17 protein-coding genes are annotated in these 18,837 nt (G+C 72.3%); 4 read left to right on the top strand and 13 right to left on the bottom strand.

Translation table 11 applies throughout. The annotated features are described in order from the left end of the window. Positions 1 to 95: 95 nt before the first annotated feature. From MQV74_RS26580 to MQV74_RS26545, 8 genes are all read right to left on the bottom strand, one after another. Positions 96 to 3,194 carry a SpoIIE family protein phosphatase gene (locus MQV74_RS26580; protein WP_374120698.1) on the bottom strand — a complete coding sequence of 1,033 codons (3,099 nt, stop codon included), beginning with the start codon at positions 3,192 to 3,194 and terminating at the stop codon, positions 96 to 98. A 142-nt stretch (positions 3,195 to 3,336) separates the two neighbouring features. Continuing rightward, complete coding sequence (locus MQV74_RS26575) at positions 3,337 to 3,789, bottom strand: ATP-binding protein (RefSeq protein WP_242722306.1); 453 nt, start codon at positions 3,787 to 3,789, stop codon at positions 3,337 to 3,339. A 215-nt stretch (positions 3,790 to 4,004) separates the two neighbouring features. After that, positions 4,005 to 4,409: a (deoxy)nucleoside triphosphate pyrophosphohydrolase gene (locus MQV74_RS26570; RefSeq protein WP_242722303.1), complete on the bottom strand. Its 405-nt coding sequence runs from the start codon at positions 4,407 to 4,409 to the stop codon at positions 4,005 to 4,007. A 24-nt stretch (positions 4,410 to 4,433) separates the two neighbouring features. Continuing rightward, a complete protein-coding gene (locus MQV74_RS26565) occupies positions 4,434 to 4,616 on the bottom strand; it encodes an SPOR domain-containing protein (protein ID WP_030687960.1) in 183 nt (60 codons plus the stop codon). A gap of 428 nt (positions 4,617 to 5,044) precedes the next feature. Further along, a complete protein-coding gene (locus MQV74_RS26560) occupies positions 5,045 to 5,797 on the bottom strand; it encodes a GntR family transcriptional regulator (protein ID WP_138961590.1) in 753 nt (250 codons plus the stop codon). A 146-nt stretch (positions 5,798 to 5,943) separates the two neighbouring features. Continuing rightward, a complete protein-coding gene (locus MQV74_RS26555; RefSeq protein WP_242722300.1) occupies positions 5,944 to 7,200 on the bottom strand; it encodes an alpha/beta hydrolase in 1,257 nt (418 codons plus the stop codon). A 224-nt stretch (positions 7,201 to 7,424) separates the two neighbouring features. Further along, positions 7,425 to 9,008, bottom strand: a complete 1,584-nt coding sequence (locus MQV74_RS26550) for a S8 family peptidase (protein ID WP_242722297.1) — start codon at positions 9,006 to 9,008, stop codon at positions 7,425 to 7,427. Between the two features lie 257 nt (positions 9,009 to 9,265). After that, a complete protein-coding gene (locus MQV74_RS26545) occupies positions 9,266 to 9,772 on the bottom strand; it encodes a MarR family winged helix-turn-helix transcriptional regulator (protein ID WP_242722294.1) in 507 nt (168 codons plus the stop codon). A gap of 165 nt (positions 9,773 to 9,937) precedes the next feature. On the opposite strand from MQV74_RS26545, the gene MQV74_RS26540 reads away from it, so the two are divergent. Together MQV74_RS26540 and MQV74_RS26535 are read left to right on the top strand one after the other, a co-directional pair. After that, positions 9,938 to 10,594, top strand: a complete 657-nt coding sequence (locus MQV74_RS26540) for a malonic semialdehyde reductase (RefSeq protein WP_242722291.1) — start codon at positions 9,938 to 9,940, stop codon at positions 10,592 to 10,594. Between the two features lie 392 nt (positions 10,595 to 10,986). Then, the gene (locus MQV74_RS26535) at positions 10,987 to 12,222 is read left to right on the top strand and encodes an MFS transporter (protein ID WP_242722286.1); all 1,236 of its coding nucleotides are present in this window, start codon (positions 10,987 to 10,989) and stop codon (positions 12,220 to 12,222) included. A gap of 54 nt (positions 12,223 to 12,276) precedes the next feature. On the opposite strand, the gene MQV74_RS26530 is transcribed toward MQV74_RS26535, so the two are convergent. Continuing rightward, positions 12,277 to 13,695: an amidase gene (locus tag MQV74_RS26530; protein WP_242722283.1), complete on the bottom strand. Its 1,419-nt coding sequence runs from the start codon at positions 13,693 to 13,695 to the stop codon at positions 12,277 to 12,279. A 447-nt stretch (positions 13,696 to 14,142) separates the two neighbouring features. Here MQV74_RS26530 and MQV74_RS26525 point away from each other — a divergent pair, with 447 nt between their 5' ends. Next, a complete protein-coding gene (locus tag MQV74_RS26525; RefSeq protein ID WP_242722281.1) occupies positions 14,143 to 14,700 on the top strand; it encodes a hypothetical protein in 558 nt (185 codons plus the stop codon). Between the two features lie 24 nt (positions 14,701 to 14,724). Here the strand turns inward: MQV74_RS26525 and MQV74_RS40890 are convergent, their stop codons facing one another. Both MQV74_RS40890 and ychF read right to left on the bottom strand, forming a co-directional pair. Next, positions 14,725 to 14,850, bottom strand: coding sequence for a hypothetical protein (locus tag MQV74_RS40890; protein WP_278194223.1), 126 nt, complete (start codon positions 14,848 to 14,850; stop codon positions 14,725 to 14,727). Positions 14,851 to 14,867: 17 nt separating this feature from the next. Next, positions 14,868 to 15,956, bottom strand: a complete 1,089-nt coding sequence (gene ychF / locus MQV74_RS26520; RefSeq protein WP_242722278.1) for a redox-regulated ATPase YchF — start codon at positions 15,954 to 15,956, stop codon at positions 14,868 to 14,870. Positions 15,957 to 16,253: 297 nt separating this feature from the next. Between ychF and MQV74_RS26515 the strand changes: the two genes are divergently transcribed. Next, positions 16,254 to 16,919 carry a DUF6542 domain-containing protein gene (locus MQV74_RS26515; RefSeq protein ID WP_242722263.1) on the top strand — a complete coding sequence of 222 codons (666 nt, stop codon included), beginning with the start codon at positions 16,254 to 16,256 and terminating at the stop codon, positions 16,917 to 16,919. A gap of 60 nt (positions 16,920 to 16,979) precedes the next feature. Here the strand turns inward: MQV74_RS26515 and ppgK are convergent, their stop codons facing one another. Both ppgK and MQV74_RS26505 read right to left on the bottom strand, forming a co-directional pair. Then, entirely contained in the window at positions 16,980 to 17,729 is a 750-nt protein-coding gene (gene ppgK / locus MQV74_RS26510; protein WP_242722260.1) for a polyphosphate--glucose phosphotransferase, read from the bottom strand. A gap of 40 nt (positions 17,730 to 17,769) precedes the next feature. Next, complete coding sequence (locus tag MQV74_RS26505; RefSeq protein ID WP_242722257.1) at positions 17,770 to 18,756, bottom strand: 4-hydroxy-3-methylbut-2-enyl diphosphate reductase; 987 nt, start codon at positions 18,754 to 18,756, stop codon at positions 17,770 to 17,772. Positions 18,757 to 18,837: the final 81 nt, after the last annotated feature.

The following is an 18,837-nucleotide window of genomic DNA, read 5'->3' as shown; positions in this document are numbered from 1 at the left end:
TTCATCATGCCCGCTTGGCACGCCGGTTCACCCCACCCACGCGGCGCCCGGGCGAAACCCGCGCAGCCCCCACGCGAAGCCCGCGCGAGGCCCCGTCAGAACAGGCTCATCAACGCCTCCGCCGCATCCATCGGCGGCGTGTTCCCGTCCGGCAGCGCCAGTTCGAACCAGACCGTCTTGCCGCGCGGGGTGCGCCGTGAGCCCCAGGCCGCGCTCAGCAGGCCGACGAGCTGGAGGCCGCGCCCGCCCTCGTCGGTGTCGCGGGCGCGGCGGCGGCGCGGCTGGACCAGGCCCGCGTCCCACACCTCGCACACCAGGGTGCGGTCGAGGAGCAGCCGGAGCCGGATCTCGCCCTCGCCGTACCGCAGGGCGTTGGTGACGAGTTCGCTGACGAGGAGCTCGGCGGTGTCGACGAGCGCGTCGAGGCCCCACTCCCGCAGGCGCGCGCACGCCAGCTCGCGGGCGTGGCCCACCGAGCGCGGCTCGCGCGGCAGCGTCCAGTCGCCGACGTGCTCGGCGGGCAGCCCCTGGACGCGCGCCATGAGCAGCGCGATGTCGTCCTCGCCGTGGTGGGTGTCCAGGGCGCTGAGGACGTGGTCGCAGATGTCCTCCAGGGCCTGCTCGGGGTCGGTGAGGGCGCTGACGAACGCGTTCAGGCCCTCGTCGAGCGGGTGGTCGCGGGACTCGACGAGGCCGTCCGTGTAGAGGGCGAGCAGGGCGCCCTCGGGCAGGTCGACCTCGACCTCCTCGAAGGGTTCGCCACCGACGCCGAGCGGCATGCCGGGCGGTACGTCGAGCATGAGCGCGCTCTCGCCGGGTTCGACGAGGACGGGCGGCAGATGGCCCGCGTTGGCGATGGTGACGCGCCGGGTGACGGCGTCGTACACGGCGTACACGCAGGTGGCGAGGTACACCTCGGCGAGGTCGTCGGTGTCGCGGGCGCCCCGGGCCGTGGTGCGCCGGGGGCCGGAGGGGTTGCCGAGGCCGCGGGCGATCTCGTCGAGCGCGGCGAGCACCTCGGCGGGTTCCAGGTCGAGCAGGGCCAGGGTCCGCACGGCGGAGCGCAGTTCGCCCATGGTGACGGCGGCGCGCAGGCCGCGGCCCATGACGTCGCCGACGACGAGGGCGGTGCGGTGGCCGGGCAGCTCGATGACGTCGAACCAGTCGCCGCCGACCTCGGTGGCCGCGTTGCCCGGCAGATAGCGGCAGGCGATGTCGAGCCCGGCCGCCTCCGGGTCGCCGGGCGGCAGCAGGGAGCGCTGGAGGATCAGGGCGCGCTCGTGTTCGCGGCGGTAGAGGCGGGCGTTGTCGATGCAGACGGCGGCGCGCGCGGCGAGCTCACCGGCGAGCGCGCGATCGCGTTCGCCGAAGGGCTCGCTGCCCTTCGTACGGGAGAACTGGGCGAGGCCCACGACGGTGTCGTGGGCGACCATCGGGACGGCCAGCGTGGACTGGATGAGGCCGCCGGTCAGCCGGGTCGGCCCGCAGTCGTCACCGGCCGCGATGAGGCGCGCCCGGGCGGTGCGCAGCGCGTCGGCGCAGGACGAGGTGAACGGGAAGCGGTGCACGGAGCCGACGTCGATGGGGCCCGTGCCCTCGGGGAAGGGCGCGTCGGCCACGGCGCTGGCGAAGGCGACGCGGCGCAGCTCGGCGCTGCCGTCGGCGAGCCCCGGCGGTGTCTCGTCGCCGTCGAGGAGGCCTTGGTAGAGGTCGACGGAGGCCAGGTCGCAGAAGCCGGGGACGGCGACGTCGAGGAGTTCGCGGGCGGTGGTCTCCAGGTCGAGGGAGTTGCCGATGCGGGCGCCCGCCTCGTTCAGTAGGGCGAGGTTGCGGCGGGCGTGGGCGGCCTCGCGGGCGGCGACGTGGCGGCTGGTGACGTCGTTGCCGAGGCCCGCGATGCCGATGGGGCGGCCGGAACCGCTGTGCACGCGGTAGAGGTTGACCGACCAGTGGCGGCGCTCGCTGCTGCCGGGGGCGGGCCCGACGATCTGCATGTCGTTGACGGCCTCGCCGGTCTCCAGGACGCGGCGCAGGGCGGCCTGCATGCGGTCGGCCTCGTTGCGCGGCAGGTAGTCGTGGACGGTGCGGCCGCGGTGGTCCTCGGCGGTGCCGCCGAAGACGGCCGCGAAGCGGCGGTTGGCGCGCCGCACCTTGAGGTCCGTGCCGAACAGGACGAACCCGAAGGGAGATTGGCCGAAGAGGGCCTGGGAGGAGGCGAGGTCGGACTCGATCTGCTGGAGTGCCCGGACGTCGACGACGAGACACACGGCGGACCGCTCGCCGTCCGCCGTCCTGGCGGGCATGACATAGACCTCGGCGACGCCCTCACGAACGGCGCCGCCCTCGCGAACGGAGCCACCCTCACGAACGGGCGCGGCGGACGCGGCCGGAGACGCGCTCGCGGGCCCGGCCGACTCCGGGAGGCGGAAGGGGACCGATCCCGTCCACTCCCGGCCGTCGAGGATCTCCGCCATCTTGCGGTGGCCGCGTGGCCGCAGCTCCCGCGGGACGAACGCCTCGATCGGGTCCTTGCCGACAGCGTCCCGCGCGGGCACGCCGAACAGCCGCTCGGCCCGGCCGCTCCACTGGTCGACCAGGCCGTCCGGGCCGATCGAGAAGGACGCCACCTTGATGTAGTCGTAGAGGGAGCCGGGAGGGCTGTTCTGCCAGATGATGTCGCCCCGCGTGAGGGGCTGGTCCTCGACGCGCGGCCGTGCGCGGCCCGCGGCGTGGTGACGCGCGTCGACGGCGTCCGAGTCCCCGGCTACGCCATGCGCCGCACCGGTACCTACCGTCCCGGACGCGCCGCGCCCTACGCCACGGCCCTCGTCGGGCCGCGCGCCGCCGCCCGTGCCCCGCACCGGCAGGTCGCCGCCCGTGCCCTTCGCGGGTACGTCTCCCGGGGCACCCGGGGCCCGGTCCGCTCCGCCGTCAGCGCGCTCGGGTCCGGCCGCGCCCGCGGGGCCGCGGCCGTGACCGGCCGTCGCGCCGACGGGGCCGTGGTCCGCGCCGCCACCTGCGGTGGTACGCGCACCGTCGCCCGCGCTCGACGCCGCGGTCCCGACCGGGCCTCCGGCCGCCGACGAGGCTGCCCGCCCCGCCCGCGCCGTCGGCCGCGTCGAACCCGTCGCCTTCGCTGGTATCTCGCTCACGCGAACCGTCCCCTCCAGCTCACCGCATCCGGCACCGGTCACCGAATGTGGCTGCCCGCAGTATCCAGCACTACGGGGCCGTGCCACACGCCGTTCACGATCACGGCACGCACTTACCGCTTTTTGGCCCGTGACCGCCTTGCGTCCGGCCCGTGCATTTGTACGTACCGGCGCTCTCTGTCTTCTAACCGGGCAGCGCCAGCTCGAACCACACCGTCTTCCCCGCCGTTCCCGTGCGTCCCGGGCGGGTGCCCCAGCGGCTCGACGACCTGGCCACCAGCTGGATTCCCCGGCCGCCCTCGTCGTCGGGCGCGGCGACGCGCTCGCGCGGCGGGTCGGGCACGGGGTCGGAGACCTCGACGAGGAGGGTGCCCAGCGGGCCCTCGGGGCGGACGAGTCGGACGACGATGGGCCCCGACGCGTACCGCAGGGAATTGGTCACCAGCTCGCTGACGAGCAGGACGGCGACGTCGCCCAGAGGGGCGAGGTTCCAGTCGCCCAGCTGCTTGCGGACGACGGCGCGGGCCGTACGGACGGCGCCCGGGTCCGCGGGAAAGTCCCACTCGGCGCAGTCGCCTTCGGTGTCGAGCACGCCGATCACTTCCCAGTCGAGCGACGGATCCATGTCCGGTTTCATGGGGTTAATGGGCACATACCCGATATCCCGGTGGGATTACCGTGTTCAAGGTGGCACTGTGGCACGAACGGCGTACGAGAAGCAGAACCTCACCTTGACGAACCTCGCGCGCCCCCTGGCGCCCCGCGCCGCACAGAGGCGCGCCGGGCCCCCTTCCGCCACGCCGGGGCCGCGCCCGGGGAAGGGCATGGACGGGGAGAGGAGCCTCGGCGGAGCTACCGTTCGCCCCGGTCCGCGAGGCCGAGCGCCTGGACGGCCGGCACGTCCCCCGCCAGCCACTCCACCGTCCACAGCTCGTCGGGCTCCAGCCAGCGCAGCGCGTCGTGGTCCTGGAGCGGCCGCGGCTCCCCCGCGAGCAGACGGGCCCGCCACACCCGCATCACATAGCCGCGCCCGAGCGGGAACTCCCCCGGGACGCGGTCGACGACCTCCGCCTCGACGCCCAGCTCCTCCTTGAGCTCGCGCACCAGCGCGTCCTCGTCGCGCTCACCGGGTTCCACTTTGCCGCCCGGCAGCTCCCAGCGCCCGGCCAGTTCCTCGGGCGCGCTGCGGCGCGCGGCCAGAAGGCGGCGCTCACCGTCGTACAGCGCGGCGCCGACCACCACGATCCGCTCAGTCATGCGCCGGAGCCTACGCCCGCGACGTCACCGTCCGCCGTTCTGGTTCAGCCGCTCGATCCAGTACAGCTGCTTGTGCCCGCGGTCGTCCAGGCTGTCGGCGATCTTCTGGGCCTCGGCCTTGGTCGCGTACCTTCCGACGCGGTAGCGGTTGCCGTTGTCGTCTTGCCGTATCACGAGCCAGGGAAGTATGACCGTCCCGTCGTTCATGCCGTCCCTCCGCTCCCCACCCCCGGCGCACCCCACGCCTCGATCAGTAAGGAAACCGCATTCCGCATATGCCCGAGCTTACGCCCGACCTTTACGCAGCGGATACGACTTTGCACAAAGAGATACGCAATCGGCCAGCGCGCAGGGGGCGCACCCTCATGGATGCGCCCCCTGTGTCGGCCACAACCGGCCGCGACGAGCCCTAACTCTCCCCCCTTTACGACCCGTTGACCCAGGCGCCCCGTCTCCGTGCGCCCCGCCCACCGGGGCGCACGACGTTCGCGCGAGAACGGGCCAGGCGGTACCCGGCCAAGGCGTGCGCGTGGCCAACGAGTAACGGGCCAGGGCGGGTCGGCCCGCGAGAAAGGCCAGATTCCAGCGTCGGCGGACGCCCGCCGGAGGACCGGGAACGCGCGCCGGACGGGCCGTCAGCGGACGGGCAGGTGGTACGCGACGCGGTACCGGTCGGCGGGCACCACGATGTCGGCGGTCTCCACGGGGCGGCCCGATGCGTAGTACGTGCGCTGGACGACGAGGACGACGTGACCGGGCACCCCGCCGAGCGCGAGCAGTTCCTCGGCGAGGCCGGGGCGGGCGCCGACCTCCTCGGCCACGTTGTCCACGACCACGTCGATGGCGGCCATGCGGTCGACGACGCCGCAGCCGCCGAGGGGCCCCTCCTCCGGGAGCATCACGGGGGTGCGGCCGGTGACGGCGAGCGGCTCCCAGGAGGTGGAGAGCATCATCGCCTCGCCCGCGTCCCGGAAGACGTACTTGGTGCACATCACGCGGTCGCCCACGCGGATGCCGAGCCGCTCGGCGACGGCGCCGGTCGCCTCGGCCTGCTCGCTGCGGGACTCCCAGGTGCCGCGGGTGCCGTCGGCGGCCTGCTCCTGACGGAAGGGCGAGGAGGTGCCGGGGCCGCGGAACCCCGTGCGCGCGATGCGGCGCGGGACGGGGCGCTCGCGCACATAGGTGCCGGAGCCGGAGCGCCCCTCGACCAGGCCCTCGGCCATGAGGACCTTGCGGGCCTCCAGGGCGACCGTGTCCGAGACGCCGTACTCCTCGCGGATCCTGGCCTGCGAGGGGAGCCGGGTGTGCGGAGGCAGCGAACCGTCGGCGATCTTCTTGCGGAGATCACCCGCGACGCGCAGATAGGCCGGCTGCTCACCGAAAGTCACTGGCCACTCCCATCAGGTTGACAGACAGCAACAGCGTGGCAACCGTGGGTTGTTGGCCGCAACCCTAGGCCAAGGAATCACCCGAAGTGATGATTTCCCGGTCCGCGGGGCTTTACGCAGCGCCTTTCCAGCGCTATATCCCTCAACTATCCGTGATTCCCGGTCAGTTGACGCTCATGCGTCCGGCCGGTGACACCGCCGGAGCGGGGCGACCGGCCCGCGATCCCGTCCAGGAAGCGCCCCAGCGCGGCCCGCGCGACCTGGCTCGCCCACCCGCCCCAGTTGACGTCGAAGCAGTGGTCGGCCCAGGGCAGTTCGACGTAGGTCGCGGGGGCCCCGGCGGCGGCGAGGCGTCGGGCCAGGTCACGCGCCTGCGCCACCGGCACGGCCCGGTCCGCGCCGCCGTGCAGGAGCAGCGTGGGCGGCACCCGGTGGTGGACGAGCCGCGCGGGCGAGCCGAGCCGGTAGCGCTCGGCCGCACCGGCCGCCGAACCGCCCATCAGGCGCGGCATCAGCGGATCGGCCCGCAGCACGGTCCGTTCGATGAGGCGCCGCATGTCCGTGGGCCCGTACAGCGAGACCACTCCGGCCACGGGACGGTCACGCATCGCGCATGCCGACCGCGTGTGGCGCTCACTCTTCGTACCCGCCGCACGCTGTGCGCCCGGTGTGTGCGAGGAGGGCGCCCGCGCGTAGGCGGCGGCGAGCGCCAGGTTGCCACCGGCGGAACTGCCCGCGAGGACCAGGCGCTCGGGGTCCACTCCGTAGGTGCGCGCGTGCCGCCGCACCCAGCGCACCGCGCACCGTACGTCACGGATCTGGTCGAGCTGGGTGACGCGCGGCGCGAGGCGGTAGTCGATGTCGAAGACCGACCAGCCGCGCGCGTTGAGCCAGCGGTTCCAGCGGGGCGACTGGCTGCGGTGGCCCTTGTTCCAGCCGCCGCCGTGCACCCAGACCACGGCGGGCCGCCGCACCGCGGGCCGCGCGGGCGGCGTCCACAGGTCGAGCCGGACGCGCTCGCCGCCGGGGCGCGCGTAGGTGATGCCGCGCCCCCGGGCCGGTGTCTTGGCGTAGTTGACGCCGCCGCTCACGTACGTGCCGAGGTCCAGCGTCGCACCGTGGCGCTCGGCGGTGCGGTATGCCGCCGCGTACGGCATCACCCCGTACACCAGGGCGGCGAACGCGGTGAGGGCGGCGGCCCCCGCCCACCACGGGCACCGCCGCGCCGCGCACACGGCGGCCGCGAGCCCGAGGAGCGCGGGCGGCACGAGGACGAGGCTCCAGGAGGTGACCGCGACGGCGACGGCCACGAGGGCGGGGACGCGGGGCAGTGGTGCGGCGACGAGCACGGCGAGCGCGGCGTTGAGCAGGCAGAGGACGGCCAGGAGCCCGCGGATGACCACCCCACAGAACTATCACAGAAGCAGACAAAAGGCCCTTAGGGTCACCTTCCCGGCCGACCCGCGCGCCCCACCGCCCCACCGCCTCGCCGACCCAGCACCCGGAACGCACCTCGCCCCCGCGGGCGCCCGGAAAGGACCCGGGAACCGCACCACGGGGGCGAGGCTACTGCTCATGTCACTGACTCACGTCACTGGCCCATGTCACCGCTACGGGCCGGTGGGGCTCAGAACTGCAGGCCCCAGCTGTCCAGGGTGCCCTCGTCCTGGTTCGCGTTGTCGGTCACCCGGAGCTTCCAGGTGCCGTTGGCGGTCTCGGAGGAGGCGTTGACCGTGTACGCGGTGTTGATGTCGTCCGAACTGCCGCCCACGCCGAAGTCCTTGAGGACGTACGCCGTGGTGTCGGGAGCCACGAGCTCGATCTTCAGGTCACCGACGTACGTGTGCTTGATGGCGACCGGCACGCTCAGCGTCGACGGGGCGTTGCCCGGGACGCCGGAGACCGTGATCGGGGACTCCACGGAGGAGTTGTCGGTGATGGAGAAGTCCGCGCCGTTCTCGAACTTCGGTCCCGGCGGGTTGGTGCCGCCCCCGCCCACGTACAGCAGGCGGTTGGGCGAGCCGGTGCCGGGGCTGCCGACGACGTTCGGCGTTGCCGCGCTGACCAGGGCCTGGGAGACCTGGGCCGGGGTCGCCGCGGGGTTCTCGGCGACGTACAGGGCGGCGGCGCCCGCGACGTGCGGCGAGGCCATCGACGTGCCGGAGATGGTGTTGGTCGCCGTGTCGTTGGTGTTCCACGTCGACGTGATGCTGGAGCCGGGCGCGAACAGGTCCAGGACGGTGCCGAAGTTGGAGTAGCTGGCCTTGGCGTCGGTGTTGGTGGTGGCGCCGACGGTGATGGCCTCGGTGACGCGTGCGGGCGAGCGGGTCGAGGCGTTGGTGGTCTCGTTGCCCGCCGCGACGGCGTAGGTGATGCCCGCCGCGATGGAGTTGCGCACGGCCGTGTCGAGCGCGCTGTCGGCCGGGCCGCCGAGGCTCATGTTGGCGACGGCGGGCTTGACGGCGTTCTTGGTCACCCAGTCGATGCCCGCGACGACCTGGGCGGTGGTGCCGGAGCCCTGGTTGTTGAGCACGCGGACACCGACGATCTTCGCCTTCTTGGCGACGCCGTGCGCGGTGCCGCCGACGGTGCCGGCGACGTGCGTGCCGTGGCCGTGGCCGTCCTGCGCGACGTTGTCGTTGTCGACGGCGTCGTAGCCGTCGGCGGCACGGCCGCCGAAGTCCTGGTGGCTCTTCCGGACGCCGGTGTCGATGATGTAGACGGTGGCGCCCTCACCGGCCTTGTCCGGATACGTGTACTTCTGATCGAGGGGGAGGTTGCGCTGGTCGATGCGGTCCAAGCCCCACGACGGCGGGTTGGGCTGGGTCCCTGCGACCTTGTAGGTGCGGTTCTGCACGACGGAGGTGACGGCCGGGTCGGCGGCGAGCTTCTTCGCCTCCGCCTCCGAGGCATGGACCTCGTAGCCGTTGAGCACCTTCTTGTACGTCCGCTCGATCTCCGCGCCGTGCTTCGTCGCCAGGGCGCGGCCCTTGGCCGAATCCGCCTTCGCGGCGTCCTCGTCGAGCGTGACGATGTAGCTGTTCGCGACGGAGCCGGGGGCGCCCGCGTACTGGATCCTGCCTTCCGCGCCGCTCGGCTGCGCGGCCGCCGGGAGAGCGGACACGACGCCCAGGGCGACCGCCGTGGCGGCGGTCAGTGCGAGAGGGCCTGCACCTGTCAGTCTTCGTCGACTGTGACGCGTCACTGCCATCTGAGGGGTCCTCCTCGATCGGTGGTGCGCCTGTGGGGGATGCGACAGGGGCATGACAATGCAGTGGCGGCATGTCTACGCCGAGTTGATCAGTGGTCAACTCTCTGTCGCCGTCGAAAGGTTGTCGGATCCCCAAGGGACGCACAAGGGTGGCGTTCGGACGTAACACGATCGCCATGTGCGGGTCATGGCCGAAAGGTGCCGCCGGGCGGGCCCGCGAAGGCCCGCCCGCCCGTCGGCGCGCACCCCTTGGCCGACTACGTGATCGACGTGTCGCCGTGCAGCTCCAGGAACTTGCGGAGCAGCTCACCCGCGCGCAGGACCTCGTCGCGGTCGAGGCCGTCGAGGAGCCGGTCGTAGTTCTCCAGGTGCTCGACCATGAGTGTGTCCGTGAGTTCCTTGCCGCGCTCGGTGAGCTGAATCCTGACGGTCCGGCGGTCGGTGGCGTCCCGGACGCGCTGGACCAGACCTTTGGCCTCCATGCGGTCGATGCGGTTGGTGATCGCACCCGAGGTCACCATGGCGGCCTTGAGGAAGGCGCCCGCGGTCAGGGCGTACGGCGGCCCGGAGCGGCGCAGCGTGGTGAGGACGTCGAACTCGCCGGTCTCCACCCCGTGCCGGGCGTGGAACGCCTTCGCCTCCCGGTCGAGCAGCCGGTGCATGCGCTGCACCCTGGCGATCAACTGCACCGGCCACAGGGCGTCGGTCAGCTCGGGCCGCTCCTTCTCCCACTGCCCGACGATCGCGTCCACGGCGTCACTCATGCGGACCCACTCTCCTTCGCTTCTGCTCTCTCAACGGACGACTTCTCAATGTTAAGACACTTGACGCTGAACGAACCCGCGTGCTTTTATCTCAACGTTGAAACTCTCACTGCTCAGAAGACGAGCACGAAGAGAACGAACGCGAAGAGAATGAAGGAGCACCCGATGTCCGCCGTCGCCCAGCCCGCCCCCGCCGCCCACGCCCAGCCCGCGCTCGCCGCCCACGCCCGGGCCGCGCTCGCCCTCGCCCCCCACGCCCAGGACCTGCTCTTCCGCGAGGCCCGCACCGCCAACACCTTCACCGACGAGCCGGTCACCGACGAGCAGGTCCAGGCCGTCTACGACCTGATCAAGTACGGCCCGACCGCGTTCAACCAGTCGCCGCTGCGCGTGGTGCTCGTCCGCACCCCGCAGGGGCGCGAGCGGCTCCTGACGCACATGGACGAGGGCAACCGCGCCAAGACCGCCACCGCCCCGCTCGTCGCGATCCTCGCCACGGACCACGAGTTCCACGAGGAGATGCCGCGCCTGGTGCCGCACGCGCCCGACGCCGGCCGCACGTACTTCTCCGAGCGCGCGGTGCGCGAGCGGTCCGCCCTGCTCAACGGGACCCTCCAGGCCGCGTACTTCATCGTCGGCGTACGCGCCGCGGGGCTCGCCGCCGGGCCGATGACCGGGTACGACGCGGCGGGCCTGCGCGCGGAGTTCCTGGACGACGACCACGAGCCGCTGATGGTCGTCAACATCGGCAGGCCCGGCCCGGACGCCTGGTTCCCGCGCTCGCCCCGCCTGCCGTACGACGACGTCGTCACGACGGTCTGACCCGACGCTCCGACACCACGGTCCGGCTCGACCTGGCCTCGACACCACGGCCCGACCCGGCCTCGACACGACGACCACGGTCCGGCTCGACCTGGCCTGACCTCGCCACGACGGCCCGACCCGGCCTCGGCACAACAGCCCGACCCGACGGTCCGACCCGGCCTCGACACGACGACCACGGTCCGGCTCGACCTGGCCTGGCCTCGACACCACGGCCCGACCCGGCCTCGGCACAACAGCCCGACCCGGCGCCGACAGCACGGCCCGACCCGAGGGTCCGACACCACGGTCGACCCGGCCTCGGCACAACAGCCCGACCCGACGGTCCGGTACCGCGTCGTCACGACGGTCCGGCACCGGCCGCCGCACACCATTCGCTTCAGGGGGTTCCCATGTCCACCGTCACCGCCCTCGGCAAGGCCGCCCCGCGCCCCGCCGCCAAGGCCACCGCACCGGCCCGCTCCGGCCAGGTCCCCATCGGCTGGCTGGCGCTGCTCGCCGCGCCCGTCGCCGCCGGGGCCAACGCGCCGGTGCTCATCCTGCCGGACATGGCACGCTCCCTCGGCGTCGCCACGGCCACGGCGACCTGGCTGGTCACCGCCTTCGCCTGGGCCATGGCGGCGGGCACCCCGCTGCTCGCCGGACTCCTGCGCCGCCGCGGCCTGGCCCCGGTGCTGCGGCTGAGCACGGCCCTCGTCCTCGGCGGCACCGCGCTCGTCACCGCCGCGCCCTGGCTGCCCGTGGCCCTGGCCGGCCGCGCCGCGCAGTCCCTCGGCGGCGCGGGCCTGGTCGCCATCGCGATGAACCTCGCGGGCAACGCCCGCCGCATGGGCGTGATCAGCTCCGGCTTCGGCATCCTCGGCGCCGCCGGGCCGCTGCTCGGCGCGACGCTCACCGACGCCGTGTCGTGGCGGCTCGCACTCGCGGTCTCGGCGGTCGCGGTCGTCGCCGTACCGGCGGTCGCCCGCTACGCCGGACAGACACCGCCCGCCCAGGGCCGCTTCGACGCCCGCGGCGCCGCGCTCCTCATCGCGCTCGCCACGACCCTGATCCTGCTGCCGACCGCGCCGCTGCCCGCGCTCGGGGGCGCCCTGGTCGCCGTGGTGCTCCTCGCCGCGCACGTCCGCCGCCGCCCCGAGGGCTTCGTCCCGGCCCGCCTCCTGCGCTCCCCGCTCTTCGTGACCTCCGCGGTGCTCGGCGCGGCCCTGTCCACCTCGTACTTCACGCTCCTGTTCACCGTGCCGCGGCTGCTCCAGGACCGTGCGGGCTGGACCACCGGCACCATCGGCACCGGCCAGCTGGTCACCCTGCTCATCGCGTCGGCCGCGTCCTGGCTGCTCGCCGCGGGCTCGGTCCGCATGGGGCGCGCGGCGGTGCGCACGGTCCTGATCACCGTGGGCGTGACGGCGGCCGTCACCGCGGCCTTCGCCACCTCGGGCGCCCTGCTCCTGCTGGCCGCGGGCGCGGCGGCCTTCGCCGCGACGGGCGCCAACGCGACGCTCTCCGTGCAGGCCGCCTCGGCCACCACGGACGCCCAGCGCCCCACCGCGATCGGCCTGTTCGCCCTCAGCTACCAGCTCGGCGGCGCCTTCGGCCCCGGCCTCGCCACCCTGCTCGTCCTCGGCTAGCCCCCGCACGCGCCGCGGCCCCCGCCCCCTTCCGGGCGGGGGCCGCGCCCCTGTTCACAGCGCGGGCCGCCGACGCCCCCACCCCGTCGCGGCCTCGAAGGCCGCCCCCACCTCCAGGACGGCCCGCTCGGCCCGGGGCGGCCCCACGATCTGGATCCCGACCGGAAGCCCGGCCTGGGTGAACCCGGCGGGCACGGCGAGAGCGGGCCCGCCGAGCAGCGACACGTACGACGCCGACCGCATCCAGTCGACGTACGTCTCCTGCGCCTGCCCGTCCACGACCCGCGGGTACTCCCACTCCACCGGGAACGGCGCGACCTGGCTCACGGGCGCGAGCAGCACGTCGTACCGCTCGAAGAACCCGGCGGCCGCGCGCAGGATGCGGGTGTGCCCGGCCGTGGCCGCCGCGAGGTCGGCGCCGGTCAGCTTCCGGCCCTCCTCGATGTTCCACACCACGCTCGCCTTGAGCAGCTCGCGGTGCTCGTCGAGGAGCGGCCCCGGCCCCAGCAGGAAGGCCAGCGCACGCAGCGTACGGAAGACGGCGTCGGCCCCGTCCAGGTCCGGGCAGTCCTCCTCGACCCGCCAGCCAAGGGCCTCGAACACCGCGCCCTGCCGGTCCAGTACGTCCCGTACGTCGGACTCGACCGGCACCCGGCCGCCCAGGTCCGGCGCCCACGCGACCCGCAGTCCCCGGGTGTCGCCCTCCAGCGGCGCCCGGAACGAGGCGGCGGGCGGGGTGTCGAGCGACAGCGGGCAGCGCGGATCCGGCCCGGCGATGACGGACAGCAGCAGCGCCACGTCGGCGACCGTACGCCCCATGGGCCCCGGCACGGTCAGGCTGTCCCACGCGTTCGCCGCCGGGTACGACGGCACGCGGCCCGGTGTCGGCCGCAGCCCCACGACGTTGCAGAAGGAGGCCGGGTTGCGCAGCGAGCCGCCCATGTCGCTGCCGTCCGCGAGCGGCTGGAGCCCCGCCGCGAGCGCGGCCGCCGCTCCGCCGCTGCTGCCGCCCGCGGAGCGTCCGAGGTCATAGGGGTTGCGCGTCACGCCGAACACGGCGTTGAAGGTGTGCGACCCGGCCCCGAACTCCGGCACGTTGGTCTTGCCGAAGCCCACGGCCCCCGCCGCCCGCATCCGCGCCACGACCAGCTCGTCCTCGTCCGGCACCCACTCGGCGAACACCCTCGACCCCAGCGTGGTCCGCGTCCCCCGCGTCAGATGCGTGTCCTTGAACGCCACCGGCAACCCGTGCAACGGCCCCACGTCCGCACCCCCGGCCAGCCGCTCATCCGCCAGCCCGGCCGCCGCGAGCGCCCTCTCACCCTCCACGGAGACCACGGCATTCACCCCGGGATTCACCCGCTCCACCCGCCCCAGATGCGCCCCCACCACCTCCCGAGCGGACACCTCCCCCACCCGCACCATCCGCGCGAGCTCCACCGCGTCCAGGAAACAGAGATCGTCGTCACCCATACCGCACCACGGTGGGCACGAGGGGCCGGGGCGTCAACAGGGCACCGCCCCGGGCATGCACGATGGACGAACCTCGGGTTCAGACGCTGCAACAGAACGAACAGCCCAAGGCCCTGATCTACGGAATGCCGACGAGCAACGGTCTCATCCAGCATGCCCCGGCGTCGCAGGAATCCATCCACCACATTGCGGCGCGGCGATATACGGCATGCTCGAAGTCGGCTCGCCCAGGACCAGCTTGTTCGCTACCACCCAGAACAGCGTGCTTGCCTGCGGCACCTCTCTACACAGAGGGGTGGATGACACACCGCTGCCCCGACACCCCTAAGGGGCAAATTTCACCATCATGGACAATCCGCCCTCCTTGAGGTCTTGGATTCACTCCCCAACCGTCACTTCTCCCATATGGCCCCCAAAAGCCTATCCACACATGTAACTTCTTGCGCCATGAGCAGAATGAGCTTCAAGCCGGACGGCCGCTCCTTGGTTGAATTTTGGAATTGGGCTGGACGAACCGGGCGAATGAAGCCCTCCACGGCCGGCGTCTACAGGACGGCCTGCAGGGCTGTCCTCTCCTCGCTCGGTGCACAGTGGGAGAGCTACGACCTCACAGAACTGAACGTCGAATCTGCGATCCATAACTTCCGAAGGGCGAACGCATCTAGGTATGACGCCCGGACGCTCGATAAATACGGCTCGAACTTCCGCAAGTCCGTACCGTCTCTTATGGAATTCCTGAAGGACCCGGAAAATTGGGAGGCACCTGCCCAGCCACGGCAACGTCCCACGTCAACGAATGCCCCTCACCGCACACCCAGGCCCGGGCCACGGGTCGAGCCACAGGTCAGGGAAAAGCCGACGGCGACAACGTCCTTCGAAATCTCTGTTCCCAGCGGCCGAAAAGCTGGCATCACTTTGCCGCCCGGCCTCACTCCGGAGGATGTGGACTTCATGGGTACCGTGTTTCCAGCACACTTGCAGTACTACATGAAGAAGGGCGATTGAGGGGGCTCTCTCCATCGTCACGCCTCAACGCTCGGCCGCCCAAGTCTGCGCCAGGAACCCGGGGCCCATCCGGTACCGGCACGCCGAAGGGATCGCCTCCGCGAAGAAGCGATCCCTTCTGACCTGCATGTTCGCCAGGTCAGTCAGCATGGAGCCAATGGAACGGATCAGACGTTGAAGCGGAACTCCACCACATCCCCGTCCTGCATCACATACTCCTTGCCCTCCATGCGGGCCTTGCCCGCGGCGCGGGCGTCGGCCACCGAGCCCGTTTCGACCAGGTCGGCGAAGGAGATGACCTCGGCCTTGATGAAGCCCTTCTGGAAGTCGGTGTGGATGACACCGGCCGCCTCGGGGGCCGTGGCGCCCTTCTTGATGGTCCAGGCGCGGGATTCCTTGGGGCCTGCCGTCAGGTAGGTCTGGAGGCCGAGGGTGTCGAAGCCGACGCGGGCGAGGGTGGCGAGGCCGGGCTCCTCGGCGCCGACGGACTGGAGGAGCTCCAGGGCGTCGTCCTCGTCCAGCTCGGCGAGGTCGGCCTCCAGCTTGGCGTTGAGGAAGATCGCCTCGGCGGGGGCGACCAGGGCGCGCTGCTCGGCCTTGAAGGCGTCGTCGGTCAGCTCGTCCTCGTCGACGTTGAAGACGTAGAGGAAGGGCTTGGTGGTGAGGAGGTGCAGGTCGTGCAGGAGTTCCTCGTTGCCCGAGCCCTGGACGATGCCCGCGGAGAAGAGCGTGTCGCCCTTCTCCAGGATCTCCTTGGCCTCCTCGACGGCCTTGACCTTCGGCGCGATGTCCTTCTTGATGCGCGACTCCTTCTGGAGGCGCGGCAGGACCTTCTCGATCGTCTGGAGGTCGGCGAGGATCAGCTCGGTGTTGATCGTCTCGATGTCGTCTTTGGGCGAGACCTTGCCGTCGACGTGGACGACGTTCTCGTCCGCGAAGGCGCGGATGACCTGGCAGATCGCGTCGGACTCGCGGATGTTCGCCAGGAACTTGTTGCCCAGGCCCTCGCCCTCGCTGGCGCCGCGCACGATGCCGGCGATGTCCACGAAGTCGACGGTCGCCGGGAGGACCTTCTGGGAGCCGAAGATCTCGGCGAGCTTGTCCAGGCGGGTGTCGGGGACACCGACCACGCCCACGTTCGGCTCGATCGTCGCGAACGGGTAGTTGGCCGCAAGGACGTCGTTCTTGGTCAGGGCGTTGAACAGGGTCGACTTGCCGACGTTGGGCAGACCGACGATTCCGATCGTGAGCGACACGTTGCGACTTCCCGTACGTGAGGAGTGGGGTCTTGGCTGGGGCTGTGCGAGGGCCGCGCGGGCGGACCGCTGGGTCGGCCGCTGCGCTCGCCGTCCCCGTCGCCCGGGGGCTCCGTCCGGGGCCCGCGGTGGTCCCTCACCGGCCCCGCACTGCCCGGGGCACGATCCACCAGTCTACGGTGTGCAGGGCCCCGTGCCCCGCCCGCGTACCGCCTCAGCGTCGAACGCCGGACCAAGCTCGGCCAAAACGCGTGTCCCAGTCCCGGTTCCGCCCCCGGGCCGACCTAGGTTGGTGCGGTGGAGCAACACAGGACCCGTCCCCCGCGCGCCAGGCCGCGCCCCGCCGCGCCCCTGCCCGGGCAGGGCAGCCCCACGGAGTCGGCGACGGTCTACCGGGCCGCCTCCCGGCCTCCCGGCGCCTCGTCCCCGCTCGCCCGGATCCTGCGCAGGAACCCGGTGTACCGGGCCCTGAGCCGGATGCCGCTGTACCGCAAGCTGCGCCGGATGCCGAACCCGCGCCTCACCGGGCTCGGCAGCGGCCTGTTCGCGGCCGTCGTCATGCTGCTGTTCGCGTGCCTGCTGCGGCTGCTCTTCGGCAGCTCGGTGGTCGCGTACGGAGTGCTGTTCCTGCCGGTCAGCGCGCTCACCGCGCTGTGGGTGCGGCCCGCGGACCTGGTCACCGCGCCCGTCGTCGTGCCGATCGCCTTCGCGGCCGGGGTGCTGCCCATCGCCGAGGGCACCGGCGGCTTCGGCGGCCACGTCATGGGCCTGCTCACCTCACTGGCCCTGCACGCGGGCTGGCTGTACGGCGGCACGCTGGTCGCCGGGGTGATCGTGACCGTACGCAAGCTGCGCCTGATGGGGCGCCGCCGGGCCCAGCGCAAGGAGCAGCGCCCGCCGCGCCCGGGCGGCCGCGCCCCACGGCCCGCCGAGCGGGACAGGATCAGCCCGTCCGGCGTGTGAGGACGGACGCGCGGTGCGGTGAAGGCCCGCGCGACGCCGCGCCGACACATCGGACAGGCCCTAGTCCCCGGCGGCGGCCTTCGCGGCCATGGCCGCCCCCACGATCCCGGCGTTGTTCTGCAGCTTCGCCGGGATCAGCTCGGCCCGGACGCCCTCGATCAGGGGCAGGAACTTGTGGGCCTTGCGGCTGACGCCGCCGCCGATGATGAACGCCTCGGGCGAGAACAGCATCTCCACGTGCGCCAGGTACTTCTGCACGCGGCGGGCCCAGTGCTCCCAGGTCAGGTCCTCGTCCTCGCGGGCCTTGGAGGAGGCGCGCTTCTCCGCGTCGTGGCCGTGCAGCTCCAGATGGCCGAGCTCCGTGTTCGGCACGAGGCGGCCGCCGGTGAAGACGGCGCTGCCGATGCCCGTGCCGAGGGTGAGCACGATGACCGTGCCGGTCCGGCCGCGGCCCGCGCCGAAGTGCATCTCGGCGACGCCCGCCGCGTCCGCGTCGTTCAGAACGGTGACCGGGACGCCGCCGAGCCGGTCGGCGATCAGGCCGCGGATGTCCGTGCCGATCCAGCTCTTGTCCACGTTCGCCGCCGTGCGGGCCGTGCCGTCGGTGATGACACCGGGGAAGGTGGCACCGACCGGGCCCGACCAGCCGAAGTGCTCGACGACCTCGCACACGCGCGCCACCACGCCCTCGGGCGTGGCCGGGTGCGGCGTCAGGACCTTGTGCCGCTCCCGCGCCAGGTCTCCGCGGTCCAGGTCCACGGGAGCGCCCTTGATCCCGGATCCGCCGATGTCCACACCGAAGATCTGCATGGCCCCACCGTACGACGACGGACCGACAGTGACGCGGTGGTCACTTCTTCCCGGACAGCTCCGCGGCCTCGGTGCGCAGGTCGCGGCGGAGCTCCTTGGGCAGCGAGAACGTGATCGACTCGTCGGCCGTCTTCACCGTCTCCACGTCCGCGTACCCGCGCTCGGCCAGCCACTCGATGACGCCGTCCACCAGGACGTCCGGGACGGACGCGCCCGAGGTGAGGCCGACCGTGGTCACGCCCTCCAGCCAGGCCTCGTCGATCTCGCCCGCGTTGTCCACCAGGTACGAGGCGGGCACGCCCGCCTCCAGGGCGACCTCGACCATGCGGATCGAGTTCGAGGAGTTCTTGGAGCCGACGACGATGACGAGGTCCGCGTCCTCGGCGAGCTTCTTGACCGCCGTCTGGCGGTTCTGCGTGGCGTAGCAGATGTCGTCGCTGGGCGGCGAGAGCAGGTTCGGGAACTTGCTCTTCAGAGCGCCGACCGTCTCCATCGTCTCGTCGACGGAGAGCGTGGTCTGGGAGAGCCAGACGACCCGGTCCGGGTCGCGGACCTCGACGTTCGCCACGTCGTCCGGGCCGTCGACCAGTGTGATGTGGTCGGGGGCCTCGCCGGAGGTGCCGATGACTTCCTCGTGCCCCTCGTGGCCGATCAGGAGGATGTCGAAGTCCTCCTTGGCGAACCGGACCGCTTCCTTGTGGACCTTGGTGACCAGCGGGCAGGTCGCGTCGATCGTGGCGAGCTTCCGCTCGGCGGCCTCCTCGTGCACGGTCGGCGCGACGCCGTGCGCGGAGAACATCACGATGGACCCCTCGGGCACCTCGTCCACCTGGTCGACGAAGATCGCGCCCTTCTTCTCCAGGGTCTGCACGACGTACTTGTTGTGGACGATCTCGTGGCGGACGTAGATCGGGGCCCCGTACTGCTCCAGGGCCTTCTCGACGGCGATCACGGCACGGTCCACGCCCGCGCAGTAGCCACGGGGAGCGGCGAGCAGGACACGGCGGGAGCCAGGCGTTGCAGTCATAGGCCCATCGTAAGGCCGCGTACGAGAGGTCAAAGATCGCCTGTGTGGGGAGACTGGGAGCCAAGTGTGCGATCAGCGTCA

The sequence above is a fragment of the Streptomyces sp. AN091965 genome (assembly GCF_022698285.1).
In the GTDB taxonomy this organism is placed as follows: Bacteria; Actinomycetota; Actinomycetes; order Streptomycetales; family Streptomycetaceae; genus Streptomyces.
Note: the sequence above shows the minus strand (reverse complement) of the source record. Positions and strands in the feature narration are given on the sequence as shown.